Source organism: Sphingomonas sp. PP-CE-3A-406 (genome assembly GCF_003688625.1).
Classification (GTDB): domain Bacteria; phylum Pseudomonadota; class Alphaproteobacteria; order Sphingomonadales; family Sphingomonadaceae; genus Sphingomonas.
This window is the reverse complement of the sequence record NZ_RCWY01000003.1, coordinates 18,815-36,642: the sequence shown is the minus strand read 5'-3', so window position 1 is coordinate 36,642 and position 17,828 is coordinate 18,815. Positions and strand designations below refer to the sequence as shown.

19 protein-coding genes are annotated in these 17,828 nt (G+C 67.1%); 15 read left to right on the top strand and 4 right to left on the bottom strand.

Translation table 11 applies throughout. From position 1 onward, the window contains the following. Positions 1 to 25 precede the first annotated feature (25 nt). From pyrE to C8J44_RS12050, 5 genes are all read left to right on the top strand, one after another. Positions 26 to 610, top strand: a complete 585-nt coding sequence (gene pyrE, locus C8J44_RS12070; protein WP_056066243.1) for an orotate phosphoribosyltransferase — start codon at positions 26 to 28, stop codon at positions 608 to 610. Next, on the top strand, positions 607 to 1,347 hold the full coding sequence (locus tag C8J44_RS12065; protein WP_060525942.1) for a pyridoxine 5'-phosphate synthase: 741 nt from the start codon (positions 607 to 609) through the stop codon (positions 1,345 to 1,347). Before pyrE ends, C8J44_RS12065 begins: the two co-directional genes overlap by 4 nt. 177 nt (positions 1,348 to 1,524) lie before the next feature. Then, complete coding sequence (gene acpS, locus C8J44_RS12060; protein ID WP_121904761.1) at positions 1,525 to 1,959, top strand: holo-ACP synthase; 435 nt, start codon at positions 1,525 to 1,527, stop codon at positions 1,957 to 1,959. Next, positions 1,956 to 2,945: a signal peptidase I gene (gene lepB, locus C8J44_RS12055; protein ID WP_121904760.1), complete on the top strand. Its 990-nt coding sequence runs from the start codon at positions 1,956 to 1,958 to the stop codon at positions 2,943 to 2,945. Before acpS ends, lepB begins: the two co-directional genes overlap by 4 nt. 1 nt (position 2,946) lies before the next feature. Continuing rightward, a complete protein-coding gene (locus C8J44_RS12050; protein ID WP_121904759.1) occupies positions 2,947 to 4,035 on the top strand; it encodes an AI-2E family transporter in 1,089 nt (362 codons plus the stop codon). A 248-nt stretch (positions 4,036 to 4,283) separates the two neighbouring features. On the opposite strand, the gene C8J44_RS12045 is transcribed toward C8J44_RS12050, so the two are convergent. Continuing rightward, positions 4,284 to 5,333: a glycosyltransferase gene (locus C8J44_RS12045; RefSeq protein ID WP_121904758.1), complete on the bottom strand. Its 1,050-nt coding sequence runs from the start codon at positions 5,331 to 5,333 to the stop codon at positions 4,284 to 4,286. A gap of 176 nt (positions 5,334 to 5,509) precedes the next feature. Between C8J44_RS12045 and C8J44_RS12040 the strand changes: the two genes are divergently transcribed. Together C8J44_RS12040 and C8J44_RS12035 are read left to right on the top strand one after the other, a co-directional pair. Then, complete coding sequence (locus tag C8J44_RS12040) at positions 5,510 to 6,469, top strand: hypothetical protein (protein ID WP_121905427.1); 960 nt, start codon at positions 5,510 to 5,512, stop codon at positions 6,467 to 6,469. Continuing rightward, positions 6,466 to 6,981 (top strand): DUF2141 domain-containing protein, encoded by a 516-nt coding sequence (locus C8J44_RS12035; RefSeq protein WP_121904757.1) that lies wholly within the window; start codon positions 6,466 to 6,468, stop codon positions 6,979 to 6,981. The genes C8J44_RS12040 and C8J44_RS12035 overlap by 4 nt, the downstream gene beginning before the upstream one ends. Positions 6,982 to 7,004: 23 nt before the next feature. Here the strand turns inward: C8J44_RS12035 and C8J44_RS12030 are convergent, their stop codons facing one another. Together C8J44_RS12030 and ubiG are read right to left on the bottom strand one after the other, a co-directional pair. After that, positions 7,005 to 8,414: a DUF2029 domain-containing protein gene (locus tag C8J44_RS12030; RefSeq protein ID WP_259466838.1), complete on the bottom strand. Its 1,410-nt coding sequence runs from the start codon at positions 8,412 to 8,414 to the stop codon at positions 7,005 to 7,007. 202 nt (positions 8,415 to 8,616) lie between these two features. Continuing rightward, a complete protein-coding gene (ubiG, locus tag C8J44_RS12025; RefSeq protein ID WP_121904756.1) occupies positions 8,617 to 9,357 on the bottom strand; it encodes a bifunctional 2-polyprenyl-6-hydroxyphenol methylase/3-demethylubiquinol 3-O-methyltransferase UbiG in 741 nt (246 codons plus the stop codon). A gap of 52 nt (positions 9,358 to 9,409) precedes the next feature. Between ubiG and C8J44_RS12020 the strand changes: the two genes are divergently transcribed. The 3 genes from C8J44_RS12020 to C8J44_RS12010 all read left to right on the top strand — a co-directional run bounded on the left by C8J44_RS12020 (position 9,410) and on the right by C8J44_RS12010 (position 12,858). Then, positions 9,410 to 10,663 (top strand): aspartate kinase, encoded by a 1,254-nt coding sequence (locus tag C8J44_RS12020; protein WP_056054666.1) that lies wholly within the window; start codon positions 9,410 to 9,412, stop codon positions 10,661 to 10,663. 55 nt (positions 10,664 to 10,718) lie between these two features. Next, positions 10,719 to 11,738, top strand: a complete 1,020-nt coding sequence (locus C8J44_RS12015; protein ID WP_121904755.1) for a nitronate monooxygenase family protein — start codon at positions 10,719 to 10,721, stop codon at positions 11,736 to 11,738. Positions 11,739 to 12,084: 346 nt separating this feature from the next. Beyond that, positions 12,085 to 12,858 (top strand): hypothetical protein, encoded by a 774-nt coding sequence (locus C8J44_RS12010; RefSeq protein WP_121904754.1) that lies wholly within the window; start codon positions 12,085 to 12,087, stop codon positions 12,856 to 12,858. On the opposite strand, the gene C8J44_RS12005 is transcribed toward C8J44_RS12010, so the two are convergent. Next, on the bottom strand, positions 12,859 to 13,263 hold the full coding sequence (locus tag C8J44_RS12005; protein WP_121904753.1) for a glyoxalase/bleomycin resistance/extradiol dioxygenase family protein: 405 nt from the start codon (positions 13,261 to 13,263) through the stop codon (positions 12,859 to 12,861). Between the two features lie 117 nt (positions 13,264 to 13,380). On the opposite strand from C8J44_RS12005, the gene C8J44_RS12000 reads away from it, so the two are divergent. The 5 genes from C8J44_RS12000 (at position 13,381) to tolB (ending at position 17,791) form a co-directional block, all read left to right on the top strand. Next, positions 13,381 to 13,839 (top strand): YbgC/FadM family acyl-CoA thioesterase, encoded by a 459-nt coding sequence (locus C8J44_RS12000; protein ID WP_121904752.1) that lies wholly within the window; start codon positions 13,381 to 13,383, stop codon positions 13,837 to 13,839. Then, the gene (gene tolQ, locus C8J44_RS11995; RefSeq protein ID WP_060525932.1) at positions 13,836 to 14,528 is read left to right on the top strand and encodes a protein TolQ; all 693 of its coding nucleotides are present in this window, start codon (positions 13,836 to 13,838) and stop codon (positions 14,526 to 14,528) included. The genes C8J44_RS12000 and tolQ overlap by 4 nt, the downstream gene beginning before the upstream one ends. Positions 14,529 to 14,710: 182 nt before the next feature. Further along, positions 14,711 to 15,148 carry a protein TolR gene (tolR, locus tag C8J44_RS11990; RefSeq protein ID WP_056053220.1) on the top strand — a complete coding sequence of 146 codons (438 nt, stop codon included), beginning with the start codon at positions 14,711 to 14,713 and terminating at the stop codon, positions 15,146 to 15,148. A gap of 13 nt (positions 15,149 to 15,161) precedes the next feature. Further along, positions 15,162 to 16,196, top strand: coding sequence for a cell envelope biogenesis protein TolA (locus C8J44_RS11985; protein WP_121904751.1), 1,035 nt, complete (start codon positions 15,162 to 15,164; stop codon positions 16,194 to 16,196). A 206-nt stretch (positions 16,197 to 16,402) separates the two neighbouring features. Then, complete coding sequence (tolB, locus tag C8J44_RS11980; protein WP_404969225.1) at positions 16,403 to 17,791, top strand: Tol-Pal system beta propeller repeat protein TolB; 1,389 nt, start codon at positions 16,403 to 16,405, stop codon at positions 17,789 to 17,791. Positions 17,792 to 17,828 lie beyond the last annotated feature (37 nt).

The following is a 17,828-nucleotide window of genomic DNA, read 5'->3' as shown; positions in this document are numbered from 1 at the left end:
AGACCATTTGGAGCGATGACCCGCGATGACCGAAGACGACGTGCTCGCCGAATTCCGCGCTGCCGAAGCGTTGCTCGAAGGGCATTTCATCCTGTCCTCCGGCCTGCGCAGTTCGCGCTACCTGCAATGCGCGCGGGTGTTGATGGATCCCGCCCGTGGCGCTCGGTTGTCGGAAGCGCTGGTGGCGTCGATCCCGGCCGAGTTGCGTGCGCAGATCGATATCGTCGTCTCGCCAGCAATGGGCGGCGTGATCGCCGGCCACGAAATGGGCCGCGCGCTGGGCGTCGAGGCGGTATTCCTCGAACGCCCCGATGGCGTGTTCGAACTGCGCCGCGGGTTCCGGCTCGCGCCCGGCCAGCGCGTGCTGATGATGGAGGACGTCGTCACCACCGGGCTGTCGTCGCGCGAGGCGATAGCGGCGATCGGGCGCGCGGGCGGTGTGACCGTGGCGGCGGCGGCGCTGGTCGATCGCTCGAACGGGACGGCGGACCTGGGCGTGCCGTTCTTCCCGCTGATCCGGCTCGACGTGCCGACCTATCCGGCGGACGCGTTGCCGCGTGAACTCGCCGCGATCCCGGCGATCAAGCCTGGAAGTCGGGCGGCGGCATGAGCCCCCTCGGCAACGACCACCTGCGCCTTGGGGTGAACATCGATCACGTTGCGACAGTGCGGAATGCGCGGGGGGCGGGGTATCCCGATCCGGTGCGCGCGGCTCTGGTCGCTGCGGCGGCTGGCGCGGACGGCATCACCGCGCATCTGCGCGAGGATCGCCGGCACATCACCGACGACGACATCGCGCGTCTGTCGGCCGAGCTGACGATCCCGCTCAACCTGGAGATGGCGGCGACCGACGAGATGCTCGGCATCGCGCTGCGCCACAAGCCGCACGCGGCGTGCATCGTACCGGAGAAGCGCGAGGAACTGACCACCGAGGGCGGGCTCGACGTCGCCGGGCACTACGACCGGATGGCGCGACTGGTCGATGCGCTGGCGGGGGCGGGCATCCGCGTATCGCTGTTCATCGAACCGGATGCGCGCCAGATCGAGGCGGCCGTCCGGCTCAAGGTGCCGGTGGTCGAGCTGCATACCGGTCTGTACGCGGAACTGTCGGGCGAGGCGCGGACGGTCGAGCTGCGACGGCTGAGCGACGCGGCGGCGCTGGCGGCCAAGAACGGCATCGAGGTGCATGCGGGGCACGGGCTGACCTACGACAACGTCGCACCGATCGCGGCTATCCGGCAGGTTCGGGAGCTGAACATCGGGCATTTCCTTGTCGGCGAGGCGCTGTTCGTCGGGCTTGGCGAGGCGGTCCGGCTGATGCGTGAGGCTATGGATGCGGCGCGGTAGTAAGGCAGTTCTGTTCGCGCAGAGGCGCAGAGGCGCGGAGCAGAAGAGGGGGCTAGCCCGTGGCTGGATTCTCTCGCTTCCTGACTCGATCTTGCCGCTCTTGCGGCCCTCATACTCTCCGCGCCTCTGCGCCTCTGCGCGCAAATCTAATTTTGTCTTCCGACTCCAGGCCGTGTCGTGATCATCGGACTCGGGTCGGACCTGTGTAACATCGAGCGCATTGCCGCCTCGGTCGAGCGGTTCGGCGAGCGGTTCGAGCAGCGGGTGTTTACCGATGTCGAGCGGGCGAAGGCGGCGCGGCGACCCTTTACCAAGGAGGGGACGCTGGCGAAGCGGTTCGCGGCCAAGGAGGCGTTTTCTAAGGCGGTCGGGACCGGGTTTCGGGCAGGCGTGTTCATGCGCGATATCGGCGTGGTCAACGCCCCCAGCGGCGCGCCGACGCTGGCGTTGACCGGGGGTGCCAAAGCGAGGCTTGACGCGTTGACCCCCGAAGGCCACGCCGCGCGCGTGCATTTGACGATGACCGATGATCATCCGTGGGCGCAGGCCTTCGTGATCATCGAAGCCATACCTCTGATATCCCCGGACATGCGCCAGGATACGAACCGATGAAGGACGCGGCGTTGGACGGCAACGAGTTCCCCGAAAAGCCCCTCGCGCAGACCGCGGCCGATACCGCGCCACCGGCCGGCACCACACCGGAAACTGGTTCCGAGACTGGCCGCCGCCGCGGCACCGACTGGTGGGGCGAGGTGAAGGGCATCTTCTGGCTGATCCTGGTCGTGCTCGGCTTCCACAGCTTCATCGCCAAGCCCTTCTATATCCCTAGCGAATCGATGCTGCCGGGGCTTCGGATCGGCGACCGGCTGGTGGTGACCAAGTTCGCGTACGGCTGGTCGTTCGTGTCGCCGACGATCCCGAACCCGGTCGCGATCTTCAAGGGCGTCGTGCTGCGCCAGCAGGAAGACAGCTGGAGCGTGTCGCTGCCGTTCATCCACGGCCGCCTGTTCGGCTCGCTGCCGACGCGTGGCGACGTGGTGATCGTGACGCCGCCGGGCACGCATAACGACTATATCAAGCGCGTCATCGGCCTGCCCGGCGACAAGCTAGCCGTGCGCGGCGGGATCGTGTTCCTCAACGGCGTCGCGGTGAAGCGTGGCCCGCTGCACGACACGCTGATCCCGGTCGACACCAACAGCCCGTGTAGCGAGATCGACTATCCCGGCGCGCGCGAGACGCTGCCCGACGGGCGCGAGATGTGCCGCCTGCCGACCTATACCGAGACGCTGCCCAACGGCCGCCGCTACGAGACGATCGATCTGGAGTCCGACAGCCAGGGCGACAATTTCACGGAGATCACGATCCCCGCGAACCACGTCTTCCTGATGGGCGACAACCGCGATCGCTCGGCCGACAGCCGGTTCGCGCTGAGCCAACTCGGTCTCGGCGGTCCGGTGCCGTACGAGAATCTGGGTGGCCGTGCGGAGTTCATCACGTTCAGCCTCGACGGCGATGCGACGTTCAACCCGCTGAGCTGGTGGAGTTCGCTGCGTCCGGATCGCGCCGGCACCTCGCTCCATCCCGCCAAGGTGAACTGAGATGGCCGATAATACCGTCGACGAGCTGAGCCCGGTCGAGATGCGCGATCCGTTCCTGCGCAAGGAACTGAAGCGCGCGGCGATCTGGCTCGGGCTCGCCTGCATGATCGCGCTGCTGATCGTGCTGGTGCAGCCGTTGCTGATCATCTTCGCCGGCGTCGTGTTCGCAGCCTTGCTCGATGGCGGCGTGCGGCTGCTCGGGCGGGTTCTTCCGATCGGGCGCGGTTGGCGGTTGCTGATCGTCGTGCTGCTGACGTTCGCGTTTCTCGTCGGCACGTTCGTGCTGACCGGCGTGCAGGTGACCGAGCAGGTGACGCAGCTGCGTTCGACGCTGGAATCGCAGGCCAATCGCTTCACCGGCTATCTGACCTCGCAGGGGCTGATGCCGGGCGCGTCGGACGTCAACGGGATCGTCAAGCAGGCGCTCGGTTCGGTCGGGCGCGTGACGTCGTGGGTGGGCAGCGCGATCGGCGCGATCACCAGCATGTTCATGATCCTGATCCTCGGGCTGTTCATCGCGATGGACCCGGGGACGTACTCGCGCGGGCTTCAGTGGATGGTGCCACTCGACCTGCGCCCCGAGTTCGCCAGGACTTTGGTCAAGATGGGCGCGACATTGCGACGGTTGCTCGCCGGGCGGTTGCTCGGGATGGCGGTCGAGGGTGTCGCGAGCGGCATCGCGCTGGCGATCGGCGGCGTGCCGATGGCGATGCTGCTCGGCATCATTGCGGGTATTCTCGCGTTCATCCCGAACGTCGGCGCGATCGTGACCGGCGTGCTGATGGTCGCGGTCGGGTTCAGCGCGGGTGTCGATACCGGGTATTGGGCGATTGGCACGTACCTCGTGGTGCAGACGATCGACGGGTATGTGATCGTGCCGATGGTCGCCAAGCGCACGGTCGATCTGCCGCCGGCGTTGACGCTTGGCGCGCAGATCCTGGCGAGCGCGCTGTTCGGGATCCTGGGGCTGGCGCTGGCCGATCCGATGACCGCGATGTTGAAGACTGCGCTGGAGCGGCGGTCTGAGCGGGAAGAGGAGAAGGCTGAGGCGGGTGAGGATATGGGCGAGGGCGCTGTCGCTACTGCGTAAGCTGTCGTTGCCTTATCGTCGGGTCGGCGCGCGCAACTGTTCCGACCTCCGGTGGGTAAGCACCCTCGTTCTACAATGGTGGTGGGATAGAGCGCACTATCCGTCATCCCCGCGGACGCGGGGACCCATATCCTCCGAAGTTTGCCAATATGGGTCCCCGCGTCCGCGGGGATGACGGAACGGGGGGGCGGTGCCACGGAATAAGGTGGGGCCGGTCAGCTATTCACGGAACAGAGACGAGCGGGAAGTTACCGTCTTACCAATTGGTCGAAGAGAGCAAGGTAGCGCTCCGCTGAGTTCGCACCGGGTTGCGGTACTGGCGCCGGTCGCTGCGTAGTCGGCGCTAGCCATGCATCCAACGCCGCGATCAACGCAGCCGCGTCGTCTCTCGCGACTACCGTCCCACGGTCGGGACGATCAACGATCTCCGCCACCGCTGCGCTCGAGTCGGTCGAGATCACCGGCGTCCCGACCGACAGCGCCTCGCGCAAAACCCCCGGTACGCCTTCGTATTCCGAGGTCAGCGCCAGTACCGCCGCGCGGGCCATCACCGGGAGCGGATCGCTGCTGTGGCCAAGGAGCAGAACGCGGCCTCCTAACCCGAGCGCACGGATTTGCACCTCGATCGCCCCGCGCTCGCGACCATCACCGAGGATAACGAGCGGTATCGTCTGGTCCGCCAGCAGCGGCAGCGCGGCGATCAGGCGGTCCCAGCGTTTCTGCGGTTCGAGGCGCCCTACCCCAAGAATGAAGCGCGGCGGTAGATCGGGTAGCGCGCCCGGAATCGCCACCGCCGGCGGGTTCGGAATGACGCTCGTCCGCCGGACCATCCGGGTCGCCAGCGCCGCCTCGTCCGCGGTCGCAGGTGTCATCGCGACGAGGTGATCGAGGAACCCGCCGTGCCGCGCCAGCCAGAGCTGGTGCGCGGTGTGCATCAGCCGCCCGTGATCAGCGCGCGTCGGGGCGTTGGACATCTTCGCGACGATCGGCGGACACGTCTTGCCCAGCCGCAGCCTCGTCCACGCCGCGCTCCAGGTATAGAAATTGCCGGGGCAGAAGATCACGTCCGGCGACAGGCGGCGGACGACCGCCGGCAATGCCAGCAACCGAAACGGCGAAACGATCTCCAGCCCCTCGGGCAGTTCCGCCGCCAGCGGCCCGGCAATATCCTCGATCGCCAGCGTCACGCGCCGCCCCGCCGCGAGCCAGCCGCGCGCGAGGCGCAGTTGCGCGCGCTCGACCCCGCCGCCGCGGAGGTCCTCGGCATAGGTCAGGATGTGCTGGGCGACCGGCGACATACACAACACTGAAACATGGGAGTCATCATAATGCACGATTGGTAGAGCGGAGATCGCGACCGAATGAAACCGACTTTACGTGCACGACCGGCGGCTAATGGCTATTGTCGCGCCCCGACACCGGCAATGACTGGTGTACCGTGCGACCCTTGCAGACATGGCGTGAGGACAAGCGATTGACGACGCGACCGCCGATTGCGGCCGATCCTGCCGGTTATGCCGACGTCTCAAATGTCGGGCTGGAACCGCTGAAGACGGTGCGCAGCCGCTGGCCGGCGATCATCGGCGCGGTGCTGACGGGCGCGATGATCGTCGGACTGGCGCGTGAGCTGTTCGGGCATGGCCTGGCGGGGCTCGGCCGCTCGGTGCCCGCCGATCCGCGCTTCTATCTGTGTTTCGTGCTGCTTTACATGGCGTCGCCGACCGGCGACTACGTCATCTTTCGGCGGCTCTGGGAGATTCCGATCGGCGGGCTGGTCGCGCTGATCAAGAAGCGGATCGCGAACGAAGTCGTGTTCGGCTATTCGGGCGACGCGTATTTCTACGCTTGGGCGCGGGCGAAGGCGCAGATGGTCGCGTCGCCGTTCGGCGCGGTCAAGGACGTCTCGATCCTGTCGGCGATCGCGGGCAATGCGGTGACGTTGCTGCTGGTGGCGATCGCGCTGCCGTTCGGGCGCGACCTGCTGACGCACGATCAGTTTCGCGCGGTGCTGGCCTCGGCGGGCGTCACGCTGGTGATTTCCCTGCCCTTCCTTATCTTCTCGCGGCGGGTGTTCTCGCTGGCGCGCCCGCTGTTGTGGTGGGTGTTCTCGGTCCATTGCATCCGGCTGTTGCTCGGGTCCTTGCTGATCGCGCTCGCCTGGCATTTCGCGTTGCCTGGCGTGTCGATCGGCATGTGGATGTTTCTCGCTGCCGGGCGGTTGCTCGTGTCGCGGCTGCCGCTGGTGCCCAACAAGGATCTGCTGTTCGCCAATGCCGCGATTCTGCTGATCGGCCAGGATCAGGCCCTGTCCGAACTGGTCGCCTTCACCGCGGCGCTGACCCTGCTCGTGCATGTCGCGCTGATCGTCGCCTTCGCTGCGCACGCGATCGCGACGCGGACGCCGGCCACGGTCTCGAAGGGGGCTCGAGCATGATCCGTTCGGGAATCGCCCTATGCATCGGGCTTGTCGTCGCGGCGCCGGTGGCGGCGCAGACGATGCTCGGCAGCGATGCGGCGGCGTGCCAGCCGGGCGGCGGGCCGGCGATCGCGGTCGAGATCAGCGGGCTTAAGGATCGCACCGGCGAATTGAAGCTCGAACTCTATCCCGGCGAGGAAGCCGATTTCCTCAAGGACGACAGCGTGCTGATAGCCGCGGGCAAGACGTTCCGCCGGGTGACCGTGCCGACGCCCGCGACCGGGCCGACGACGCTGTGTATCCGGGTGCCGAAGCCGGGGCGCTATGCGCTGTTGCTGACGCACAATCGCGACGGGAAGAACAAGTTCAGTGTCTGGACCGACGGCGCCGGGTTCGCGAGCAACGCCAAGCTCGGGCGGTCGCGGCCGAAGGTGGCGCAGGCGCTGGTCGAGGTGGGGGCGGGGGTGACGGTCGTGCACATCACCGCGCAATATCTGCGTGGGCTCGGTGGATTGGGGCCGATCGGGTAACCCCGTCGCGGTGAAATCCGTCGCTAGTGTGAGGGCGGCACGTACAACGTGAAGCGCGTACCGGGGACGGGGATCGCTCGATAGCCGTTGCTGATCGCGGACGCTGCGAGTGCGCGGTCGAGGCTGGCGTCACCGCTGGTCTCTGGACCTTCGCCACCGGTGAGGATCGGTGCGCCGGTCCCGTAAGCACGTGCGCGCGACATCAGGTGCAACGTGCGCTCCTGTTGCGGGTCGAGCAGGCGGGTGCTGCGGAAGTAGAACGGTCCGGTGGCGAAGGCGGGATCCGGCAGGCGGTTCGCGGCGGGCAGCATCTGTGGCGACAGCGTCGCGATCGGACCGGAAATGCCGTGGCGATCCAGCGCCCGGCCGACCGCGCGCCCTTCGCGCAGGGCCTGGGCGAGTGAGAGGTCGTTCGGGCTCGCCAACGCGGCGATCGAGGGCGCGAGCCCGGCGGCAGCGAAGATCACGAGCGCTATGCGCCACGGCCGGGTTGGTGGCGCGATCAACGAGAGGCGGACGAACAGCGCGGGGAGGGCCGGGACCAGATATTGGCGCCAGGTCGGAAAAGGCAGCAGCGCGGCGATCAGCCCGGCTACAATCAGCGCGTCGAACAGCCCGATCGCGCGACGTCGGTTAGCGTCTCGGGCTATCAGGATCAGCGCGGGCAGCGCGGCGCCGAGCGCGAGGAATTTGAGCGTATCGATCGCCTTGGCGGGCAGCGACATCTTCCAGGGGCGGGACGCGTAATATTCGGCGGGGCCGCGCGCCGGGAAGGTCAGCGTCCCGAACACGAAGCCGGCGGGGCTCGTCGTGTAGCTCCAGGCGACGAAGACGATTACGGGCAGCGTGCCGAGCAGGATCGCGACGGGGCGGTGACGGCGGTGGATCAGTGCGTAGAGCCCGTAGGTCAGCGCGGGGAGCGCGTAGGAGATCTTGGCGGCGGCGGCGCTGGCGAGCAGCAGGCCGATCAGCAGCGCGCCGTTCCGTGGTGCGCGACCGGTTTCCGCGCGGGCGATCAGCGGGAGTGCGGCGGTCAGCAGCGCGGCGGGAAGCGCGTCGTTGCGCGCGGTGCCGATGCTGAAGAGGAGGATGTCGCAGGTCGCCAACAAAGCGGCGCAGGTGAGTGCGGCCTTGGGTTTCGCACCGAGCGTTCGGGCTGCGGTGTGGACGCAGGCTATCGTCGGGACGCCGAGGAGGGCGTTGAGGATGCGTAGGGCTGGCCAGGTCCAGGCGCCGGCCAGCCACGCGATCGGGGCGAAGAGATAGGGTTGGAGCGGGGTCTGGAGGTAGGCGAAGTCTCTGTAGGGGATGAGCCCGTGCGCGGTCAGGACCGTGGCGGCGACGTATTGGCTTTCGTCGTGATCGACGGGGCGGAGGAGGGAGAGGGTGATGAGGACGATCGCCAGCGCTGCGAGCACCAGAAGATTGTTCACCTGCGAAGGCGGGTGCCCAGACTGGGCACCCGCCTTCGTGTGTGAAAATCGTTGGCTAAGAGCGCGCTTCATCAATTAGCCCCACCCCGGCGGAGGCCGGGGCCCAATTGGGGGACGGTTATGGTTGAGGATGGCGCTCCGTTACTGCGGCCTTCCCAATTGGGCCCCGGCCTTCGGCGGGGTGGTGTGAGAGGGGGCAAGGTCAGGCTTTGACGGCGGTCAGGAAGTAATCGAGGCTGGTCGAATCACTCAGCGCAAATCCGGTCGCAGGCGAGAAACTTAACCCCCGTGTGTCCGTCACGCGAAGCCCCGCGTCTTTCAGCAGCGCGGTCAGTTCCTCGGGCGTCAGGAACTTGTTCCAATCGTGCGTACCCTTGGGAATCACGCCGGTGCCCTCCGCCACGGTGATCATCGCGAGCCGCGACAACGGTGTCCGGTTGGGCGTGGACAGGATCAGCAACCCGCCTTCCGCCAACGTCCGCGCCAAACCCCGAACAAAGCCAGCGGGGTCGCTGACATGCTCGATTACCTCCAGGCTGGTGACGAGATCGAACTGGCCGACCAACCCCTCGACCCCACCCGCGCGATAGTCGATCGCGAGGCCGCTCTGTGCCGCATGGATCTCCGCCACGGCGATATTCTCGGGCGCCGCGTCGATCCCCGTCACCGTCGCACCGAGGCGCGCTAACGGCTCGCACAGCAGCCCCGCGCCACAACCAACGTCTAGCGCGGTCTTCCCGTCCAGCGGCGTGAAGGTCGCACCATCGCCCCCCCAATGCGCATCCACCTGCTCGCGGATATAGCGCAACCTCGGCGGATTGAGCTTGTGGAGCGGGGCGGACGAGCCCTTCGGATCCCACCAGTCCTTCGCCATCGTGCCGAAATGCGCGGCCTCGCGCGGATCGATTGTTGCGTTCGTTACGGTGTCGCTTGCCAGTATCATGCGCGCTACCTATCAGGGCCGCCGCTTCGACCCAAAGGGATTTGCGCTGCCAATGGCCCGTATCGTGATGAAATTCGGCGGGACGTCGATGGCTGGGATCGAGCGGATCCGCAACGTCGCCGCGCGCGTGAAGCGCGAAGTCGACGCCGGCAACCAGGTCGCGGTCGTCGTCTCCGCGATGGCGGGCGAGACCGATCGGCTGGTCGGCTTCTGCCGCGAGGCGTCGTCGTTGTACGACGCGAAGGAATATGACGTCGTCGTCTCGGCCGGCGAGCAGATCACGAGTGGCCTGCTCGCGATCGCTTTGCAGGCGGCCGGCTGCAAGGCCCGGTCGTGGCTTGGCTGGCAGTTGCCGATCAACACGTCGGACGCGCACGGATCGGCCCGCATCGGCGAGATCGATACGGCCGCGCTCGACGCGAGCCTTGCGGACGGCGTCGTCGCCGTGATCCCCGGTTTCCAGGGCGTCGCGGACGGCCAGCGCGTCACGACGTTGGGCCGCGGCGGCTCGGATACGTCGGCGGTGGCGATGGCGGCGGCGATGAAGGCCGACCGCTGCGACATCTATACCGACGTCGACGGCGTCTACACGACCGACCCCCGGATCGTGCCTCGCGCGCGGAAGCTGAGCAAGGTCACGTACGAAGAGATGCTGGAACTCGCCAGCGTCGGTGCCAAGGTGCTGCAGACGCGGTCTGTCGGCCTGGCGATGAAAGAGAATGTGCGGGTACGCGTATTGTCCTCGTTCGAGGATGGCGACACCAATGATGGTCACCGCGGCACGTTGATCGTGGGCGAAGAGGAAATCGACGATATGGAACGCCAGCTCATCACCGGCATCGCGCACGACAAGAACGAGGCGAAGATCACCCTGACGCAGGTCAGCGATCGGCCCGGCTCGGTCGCGGCGATCTTCGCGCCGCTCGCCGATGCAGGAATCAACGTCGACATGATCGTGCAGAACGTCGCGCATTCGACCGGCTCGACCGACGTGACGTTCACGGTACCGGCGGCCGATCTCGCGCGCTCGCTCGACGTGCTCGACAAGGCGAAGGACGCGATCGGCTATGCGACGATCGTCCACGATACGCGCGTTGCCAAGGTGTCCGTCGTTGGCGTTGGCATGCGCAGCCATGCAGGCGTCGCCTCGACGATGTTCACCACGCTCGGCGAGCGCGGGATCAACATCCAGGCGATCGCGACGTCGGAGATCAAGGTCAGCGTGCTGATCGAAGAGGATTATACCGAGCTGGCCGTGCGCGTGCTGCATACGGCATACGGGCTCGATGCCGAGGATGCGGCTTGAGCTTGATAGATAACGACATGATCCCGGCAGGCGCCGGGACGACGGGGATGGATGCATGACGATCGGTACTGAGCGGCTGCAACGCCGGATGGCGCGCGGCGCCGCGTTCCTCGGGTCGGAGGTCGCCATTCTGGGCGGCGCGATGTCCTGGGTGAGCGAGCGTCACCTCGTGTCGGCGATCTCCAACGCCGGCGGGTTCGGCGTGATCGCGTGCGGCGCGATGACGCCCGCGCTGCTCGATACCGAGATCGCCGCGACCAAGGCGATGACCGACAAGGCGTTCGGCGTGAACCTCATCACGATGCACCCCGATTTGTTCGAGCTGATCGCGGTCTGCGCCAAGCATAAGGTCGGCCATGTCGTGCTCGCCGGTGGCCTGCCGCCCAAGGGCAGCATCGAGGCGATCAAGGAGACGGGCGCGAAGCTGATCGCGTTCTCGCCCGCACTGGCGCTTGCGAAGAAGCTGATCCGCTCGGGCGTCGATGCGCTGGTGATCGAGGGGATGGAGGCCGGCGGCCATATCGGTCCGGTCTCGACCAGCGTGCTCGCGCAGGAAATGCTGCCCGAGATCGCCGAGCAGGTGCCGGTGTTCGTCGCGGGCGGGATCGGTCGCGGCGAGGCGATCGCGGGGTATCTCGACATGGGTGCGGCGGGCGTCCAGCTCGGCACGCTCTTCGTGTGCGCGACCGAATCGATCGCGCACGCCAATTTCAAGAAGGCGTTCATCCGCGCGTCGGCGCGCGACGCGATCGCCAGCGTGCAGATCGACGCGCGACTTCCCGTGATCCCGGTGCGCGCGCTGAAGAACGCGTCGAGCGAGTTGTTCACGGCGAAGCAGCGCGAGGTCGCCGGGCATCTCGATGGTGGTGTCGTCGAGATGGCCGAGGCGCAGTTGCAGATCGAGCATTACTGGGCGGGTGCGCTGCGCCGTGCGGTGATCGACGGCGATGTCGAGCATGGCTCGGTCATGGCGGGCCAGTCCGTCGGCATGGTCAAGCGCGAGGAGCCGGTCGCCGACATCATCGGCGGGCTGATGGCGCAGGCGGCCGCGGCGCTGGAAGCGCGCGCGGTTTGACGCCTGATCCCCCCCCCGCAAGGGGGAGGATCGTGAGGGGCAGCGTCTTCTGCATACGGTGTCTTGGGTCCGTTGGCCTGCATCCAGCACCACCCCGGCGGAGGCCGGGGCCCAGTTGGGGGACATTGCTGACTGAGGTCGCGCTCCGTTACTGCAACCTTTCCAACTGGGCCCCGGCCTCTGCCGGGGTGGAAGCCGCTTTAGACTAACTCTTTCTTGCTCCCGCCCATCCGAAGGCCCCAACCCCGCCCGCTCTCCACTCGCCGCAAATCGCGTACGGCTTACGCATCGTTAACCTTCTCCATGCCAGACATGTCCCGTCGGGGGACATCACGAGGTGGTTGCGATGAGTCGTCGGTTTGCGTTGCTTTCATTTACCGCACTCGCCCTGGTGGCCGGGTGCGCGCCGAAGCCCAAGACGGTCGCCGTCGTTGCACCGCCGGTGGTCGCGGCACCGGTCGCCGCGCCCGCAATGCCGAAGGGTGCGTCGCCGACCATGGTGATCCCGGTCGCGCTGCCCGATGGCACCTATCCCACGCCGAATCGCAACCTGACCCCGGCCGCCAAGGTCTGGCACCTGCGCGCCGCGCTCAACGTCGCCGCACTCGCGTGTCGCGGGCCGCAGGAAGGCGCGATCATCGCCGGCTACAACACGATGCTGTCGGCGCAGAAGCCGGTGCTCGCCAAGGCCGAGGCGACCTATGCCAGCGAGTGGAAGTCGGGCGGCCGCGATTGGCAGGATCGCTACGACGATGCGATGACGCGGCTGTATAACTTCTTCTCGCAGTCGCCCGCGCGCGACGATTTCTGCGCGGCGGCGAGCACCGTGCTGGCGCAGAGCGCTGGCGTGGCGGCCGACGCGATGCCCGCGTTCGCGGCACAGCAACTGCCGACGCTCGAACGCCCGTTCACCGATTTCTACCGTGCGTTCGATGCTTGGCGTGGTCGGGCTACCCCGGCACCGGTGTACGCGCAGCAGCCGCGACCGGCGCTGGCCTCGCGCCAATACGCGTCGAACATGACCGTCCAGACGATCACGCAGGCGCGTCTCCAGCCGATCTCGCAGCCGGTACCGCCGCCGCAGCCCCGGCTGAAGCTGGATCCCAGCGTCTTCCAGTAATCAGGTCTTGAGCGGCGATCCGATCGACCAGCTATGGCCGAACGGATCGCGCACTTGACCATAGCGATCGCCCCAGAACTGGTCGGCGACGGGCATCGTCACGATCGCGCCAGCCGTCGCCGCGCGCTCCACCCAGCCATCCGCATCGTCGACCTGCAGGTGCAACGTGATACCGGCGGGTTCGGGTTCGTCGCGACCGCGCCATTCGGGAAACTCGTCGCCCAGCATCAGCCAGCCGTCGTTGATCCGTAGGCTCGCCTGCATCAGCCGGACGCCGTCATCGGCGACGTTGGTCTCGACGAGCGTCGCGGCGAACGCGGTTTCGTAGAAGGCGAGTGCTTCGTGTGCGCGCTTGCCGCGGATGACCAGAAAAGGCGTGATACCGCGAGTGGGACGATCGGCCATGCGAGTCTCCTGCGTTCGATGAGTCGAGACTAGGCGCATGATTCGCCCCCGGCCAGCGCCGACATGATGAAGGCAATGGTTGGCTTCGTGGCAAAGACTGGGTTAACAGCCGCGGCAATGGCTGAAGTTTCAGATCGTCCGGCGGAAGGCCGCTTCGAAGGGCGCGAGCACCGGTTTCCGGTGCGCGTCTATTTCGAGGACACCGATCTGTCGGGTGCGGTCTATCACGCCAATTACCTGCGCTACATGGAGCGCGCACGCTCCGACATGTTGCGGCTCGGCGGGATCGACCAGCGGGCGACGTTCGAGGCGGGCGAGGGCTCCTATGCGATTGCCAGCGTCGCCATCCGCTATGCCGCGCCGGCGAAGCTCGACGACGCATTGCTGGTCGTCTCGCGGATGACGCAGGTCCGCGCCGCGAGCGTCGCCATTCATCAAAGGGTCATGCGCGACGGGCTTGTCTTGGCCGAGGCGGAATTGGTGGCGGCATTGGTCGCCCCCAATGGCCGCCCACGCCGCCAGCCGCGCGCCTGGATCGATATCTACGAACGCCTTGTCTGGCAGGGGGAAGCATGAATCCGGTGTTGACTATGGAGAGCGCGACGCTGTCGCCGATCCACTTGTTCCTCCAGGCCGACTGGGTGGTGAAGGGCGTGATGATCGGGCTGTTGCTCGCCAGCATCTGGACCTGGGCGCTGATCGTCGCGTTCTGGCGGCGGATCGGCAAGACGCGCAAAGGGATGACGCGGTTCGAGCGCGACTTCTGGAAGGCCGAGGATATCGACGTCTTCTACAAAGCGGAGGGCGAGAACGACCTGCCGTCGGCACGCGTGTTCGCGGCCGGCGTGACCGAGTGGCGGCGCTCGACCGCGGGCGGCACGATCGACAAGAGCGGCACGCGCGAGCGGCTGGCGACGACGATGGGCGCAGCGGTTGCGGGCGAGATCGACAAGCTGTCGGACCGGCTGAACGTGCTGGCGACGGTCGGCTCGGTCGCGCCGTTCGTCGGGCTGTTCGGCACGGTCTGGGGCATCATGCGGAGCTTCACCAGCATCGCCGCGGCGCAGAACACGTCGCTCGCGGTGGTGGCGCCGGGAATCGCGGAGGCACTGTTCGCAACCGCGATCGGCCTGTTCGCGGCCATCCCCGCGGTGATCGCGTACAACCGGTTCTCTCACGGCATCAATCGGATCGAGGCGAGCCTCAACCGGTTCGCAGACGGTTTCCACACCACCCTCTCGCGCCAATTGGACGGCTCGCGATGAGCGGCGCGCAAATCCTCCCCGGCACGGGGAGGGGGACCGCGACGCGCAGCGGCGTGGTGGAGGGGGTTCTCCACGCAGCACGGCGCCCGTGGAACGAGGCCCTCTACGCAACGCAGCGTTTGACGCACGCCCCCACCACCAGCTTCGCTGGTCCCCCTCCCCGCGTGCGGGGAGGATTTTAGGTGGCGATGAACCTTCCTTCCTCCCGTGGCCGTGGGCGGCGGGCGCCGATGGCGGATATCAACGTCACGCCGCTGGTCGACGTGATGCTGGTGCTGCTGATTATCTTCATGGTGACCGCGCCCTTGATGACCGCGGGCGTTCCGGTGAACCTCCCCGACGCGCGTGCGAAGGCGCTCGACCAGGAGCAGAAGCCCGTCGAGATCTCGATGGATGGCACCGGCGCGCTATTCATCGACAAGGATCAGGTGACGGACGACGCGTTGCCGGTGCGACTCGCCGCGATTGCTGCCAGCCGTGCAGTTGGCGACGAGCCGCAGGTGCTGCTGCGCGCGGACCGGAAGCTTGATTACGGGCGCGTGATGCGCGTGATGGGCGAACTCAACCGCGCTGGGCTGAACCGCGTCGCGCTGGTGACCGTCGAGGGTAATCAGAACTGATGGCGCTGGCCTGATGGATCGTTCGGAGAAGATCGGCTTAGGCGTTGCCGTCGTCGGGCATGTCGTGCTGTTCGGCTTGCTGTCGCTTAGCTTTCTCAGCGCGCCCGAACCGCCGAAGATCCAGCAGCAGCCGATCGACGTGAGCCTCGTGCCCGATGTCGCGCTCGAGGCGACCGCGCCGCAATCGGTGGAGACGCCGGCCGAGTCGGTCGCGCCGGACGAGGGCGCTCCCGAGGATGCCGCGCCGCCGGCCCCGCAAGAGGCTGAACCCGAGCCGAAGCCGGATCCCACACCGCCCGCGCCGCAGCCCAAGCCCGCGCCTCCGAAGCCGACACCCAAGCCCCAACCGGCACCGGAACCTGCGCCCAAGCCGCAGCCTAAACCCAAGCCTGCGCCACCAAAGCCCGCCGCCAAGCCGGCACCGGTGCCTAAGCCGGCCGAGAAGCCAAAGCCGGCGCCCGCCAAGGCCAAGCCGACCAAGCCCGCCCCGGAGAAATCGGCACCTGCGAAGACCGCGACGAAGTCGAAGGACTCTGCCGCAAAGTCGTCTTCGAGTGCGGCCAAGCCCGCCAAGCCGTCCTCGACCAAGGGCAGCGGCTCGACCGCCGAGGCCAAGACCTCGCGGCCACGCGGTTCGCGGCTCGGCGACAATTTCCTGAAGGGTCTGTCGGCCGATCCGTCGCCGAGCAAGTCGGAAGCGCCCAAGGCGGCCAAGCTCGGCGCGCAGGCGGCGGCGAACATCGGCTCGGCGATCTTGCGACAGGTACAGCCCTGCGCCAACCGCCAGGTCACGCCGGGGCCGGGCGCCGAGCGGATCCGCGTGACGATCAACCTGAAGCTCAATCGCGACGGCACGCTGAAATCACGGCCGACGATCAGCGGTCATGCCGGCGTCGACGACGACAACCGGCGCTATGTCGACCGCGTCGACGATCTGGCGATCGCGACCTTCGTCGGGTGTTCGCCGCTACGCGGTTTGCCCGACGACCTGTATGACGTGCAGAACGGCTGGAGCAATTTCAGCCTGCGCTACAAACTTCCCGGCTGAGGATGTCCGTTATGACTCGATCGATCCTGGGGTTTTTCCCTTTGCGCCAGCTGCTTCCAGTTGAGAAATACCACCCCGGCGAAGGCCGGGGCCCAATTGGGAAGGCCAACGTAATGATGCGCACCGCTCCCTCAGCGGCGTCCCCCAATTGGGCCCCGGCCTTCGCCGGGGTGGAGGTTGTGTTGGGTGGGCGTAAGGCTCGATCGATTCTTGCATCGGTTGGGCTGCTCGCGTTCGTCTCCGGTACCGCCAGCGCGCAGGACGCACCCGCGCCGGCACTCCAGCAAGCACCCGCTGACCCCGCTGCCCCAGCCCCGGCAGGCGATCAGTCCGGCGGACTCGTGGTCGACGTCACCGGCGGCATTTCCGCGCCAATGCCGATCGCGATCCCCGTCATGCCGACGTCCGCGGTCGTCTCCACGCCAGCAGGCTCGACCGACGTGCTCGGCCGCCAGCTCGCCGACATCGTCACCAACGACCTCCGCAACTCCGGCCTGTTCACGCCGCTCTCCCCCGGCCAGCTTCGTCCGGTCACCTTCCCCGAAGTCACCGCGCCAGGGTTCGACTATTGGGGCAGCACCGGCGCACAGGCACTCGTGCAGGGCTTCATCCGCGCCAACGGCGACGGCAACCTGACCGTCGGCTGCTACCTCTACGACGTATCGTCGAAGGCCGAACTGACCCGCACCGGATTCGTCGTACCGCCCTCAGACTGGCGTCGCGCGGGGCACAAGTGCGCCGACATGGTCTACACCCGCCTCACCGGCGAAGGCGCATATTTCGACAGTCGCGTCGTCTACGTGTCCGAGACCGGACCCAAGGGCCACCGGATCAAACGGCTTGCGATCATGGATCAGGACGGCGCCAATCACCGCTTCCTGACCAACGGCCAGTCGATCGTGCTGACGCCGCGGTTCGCGCCGAACCAGCAGTCGATCGTCTATATGAGCTATCTCAACAATCGCCCGGCGATCTATGTCTACGACATCGGCTCGGGCAAGCAGCGCCTGGTGGTCGCGAACGCGAACCTGACGTTTGCGCCGCGCTTCTCGCCGGACGGTCGCAACATCCTGTTCTCGATGGCGCAGGGCGGCAATACCGACGTCTACCGCGTGTCGTCGCAAGGGGGGACCCCACAACGCCTGACCAACTCTCCCGGGATCGATACCGGCGGCAGTTACTCGCCGGACGGCTCGAAGATCGTGTTCGAGAGCGATCGCTCTGGTGGCCAGCAGATCTACGTGATGAACGCAGACGGCTCGAACCAGCAGCGGATCAGCTTCGGCGGCGGGCGCTATGCCACGCCGGTGTGGAGCCCGCGCGGCGACCTGATCGCATTTACCAAGCTCGGGGGCGGCTTCCGCATCGGCATCATGAGCCCGAGTGGCGGCGGCGAGAAGCTGCTCACCAACGATTGGCAGGACGAGGGGCCGAGCTGGTCGCCGAACGGTCGCGTGATCAACTTCTATCGCTCGGGACGCGGCAGCGGCGGCAAGGCGGATCTCTGGTCGGTCGACCTGACCGGCGTCAACGAGCGCAAGATCCCGACGCCGCTGGACGGTTCGGATCCGGCATGGGGCCCCTTGCGGCCCTGAACCTGCTATGGGGACGTAACGGGGAATATGATTTTCT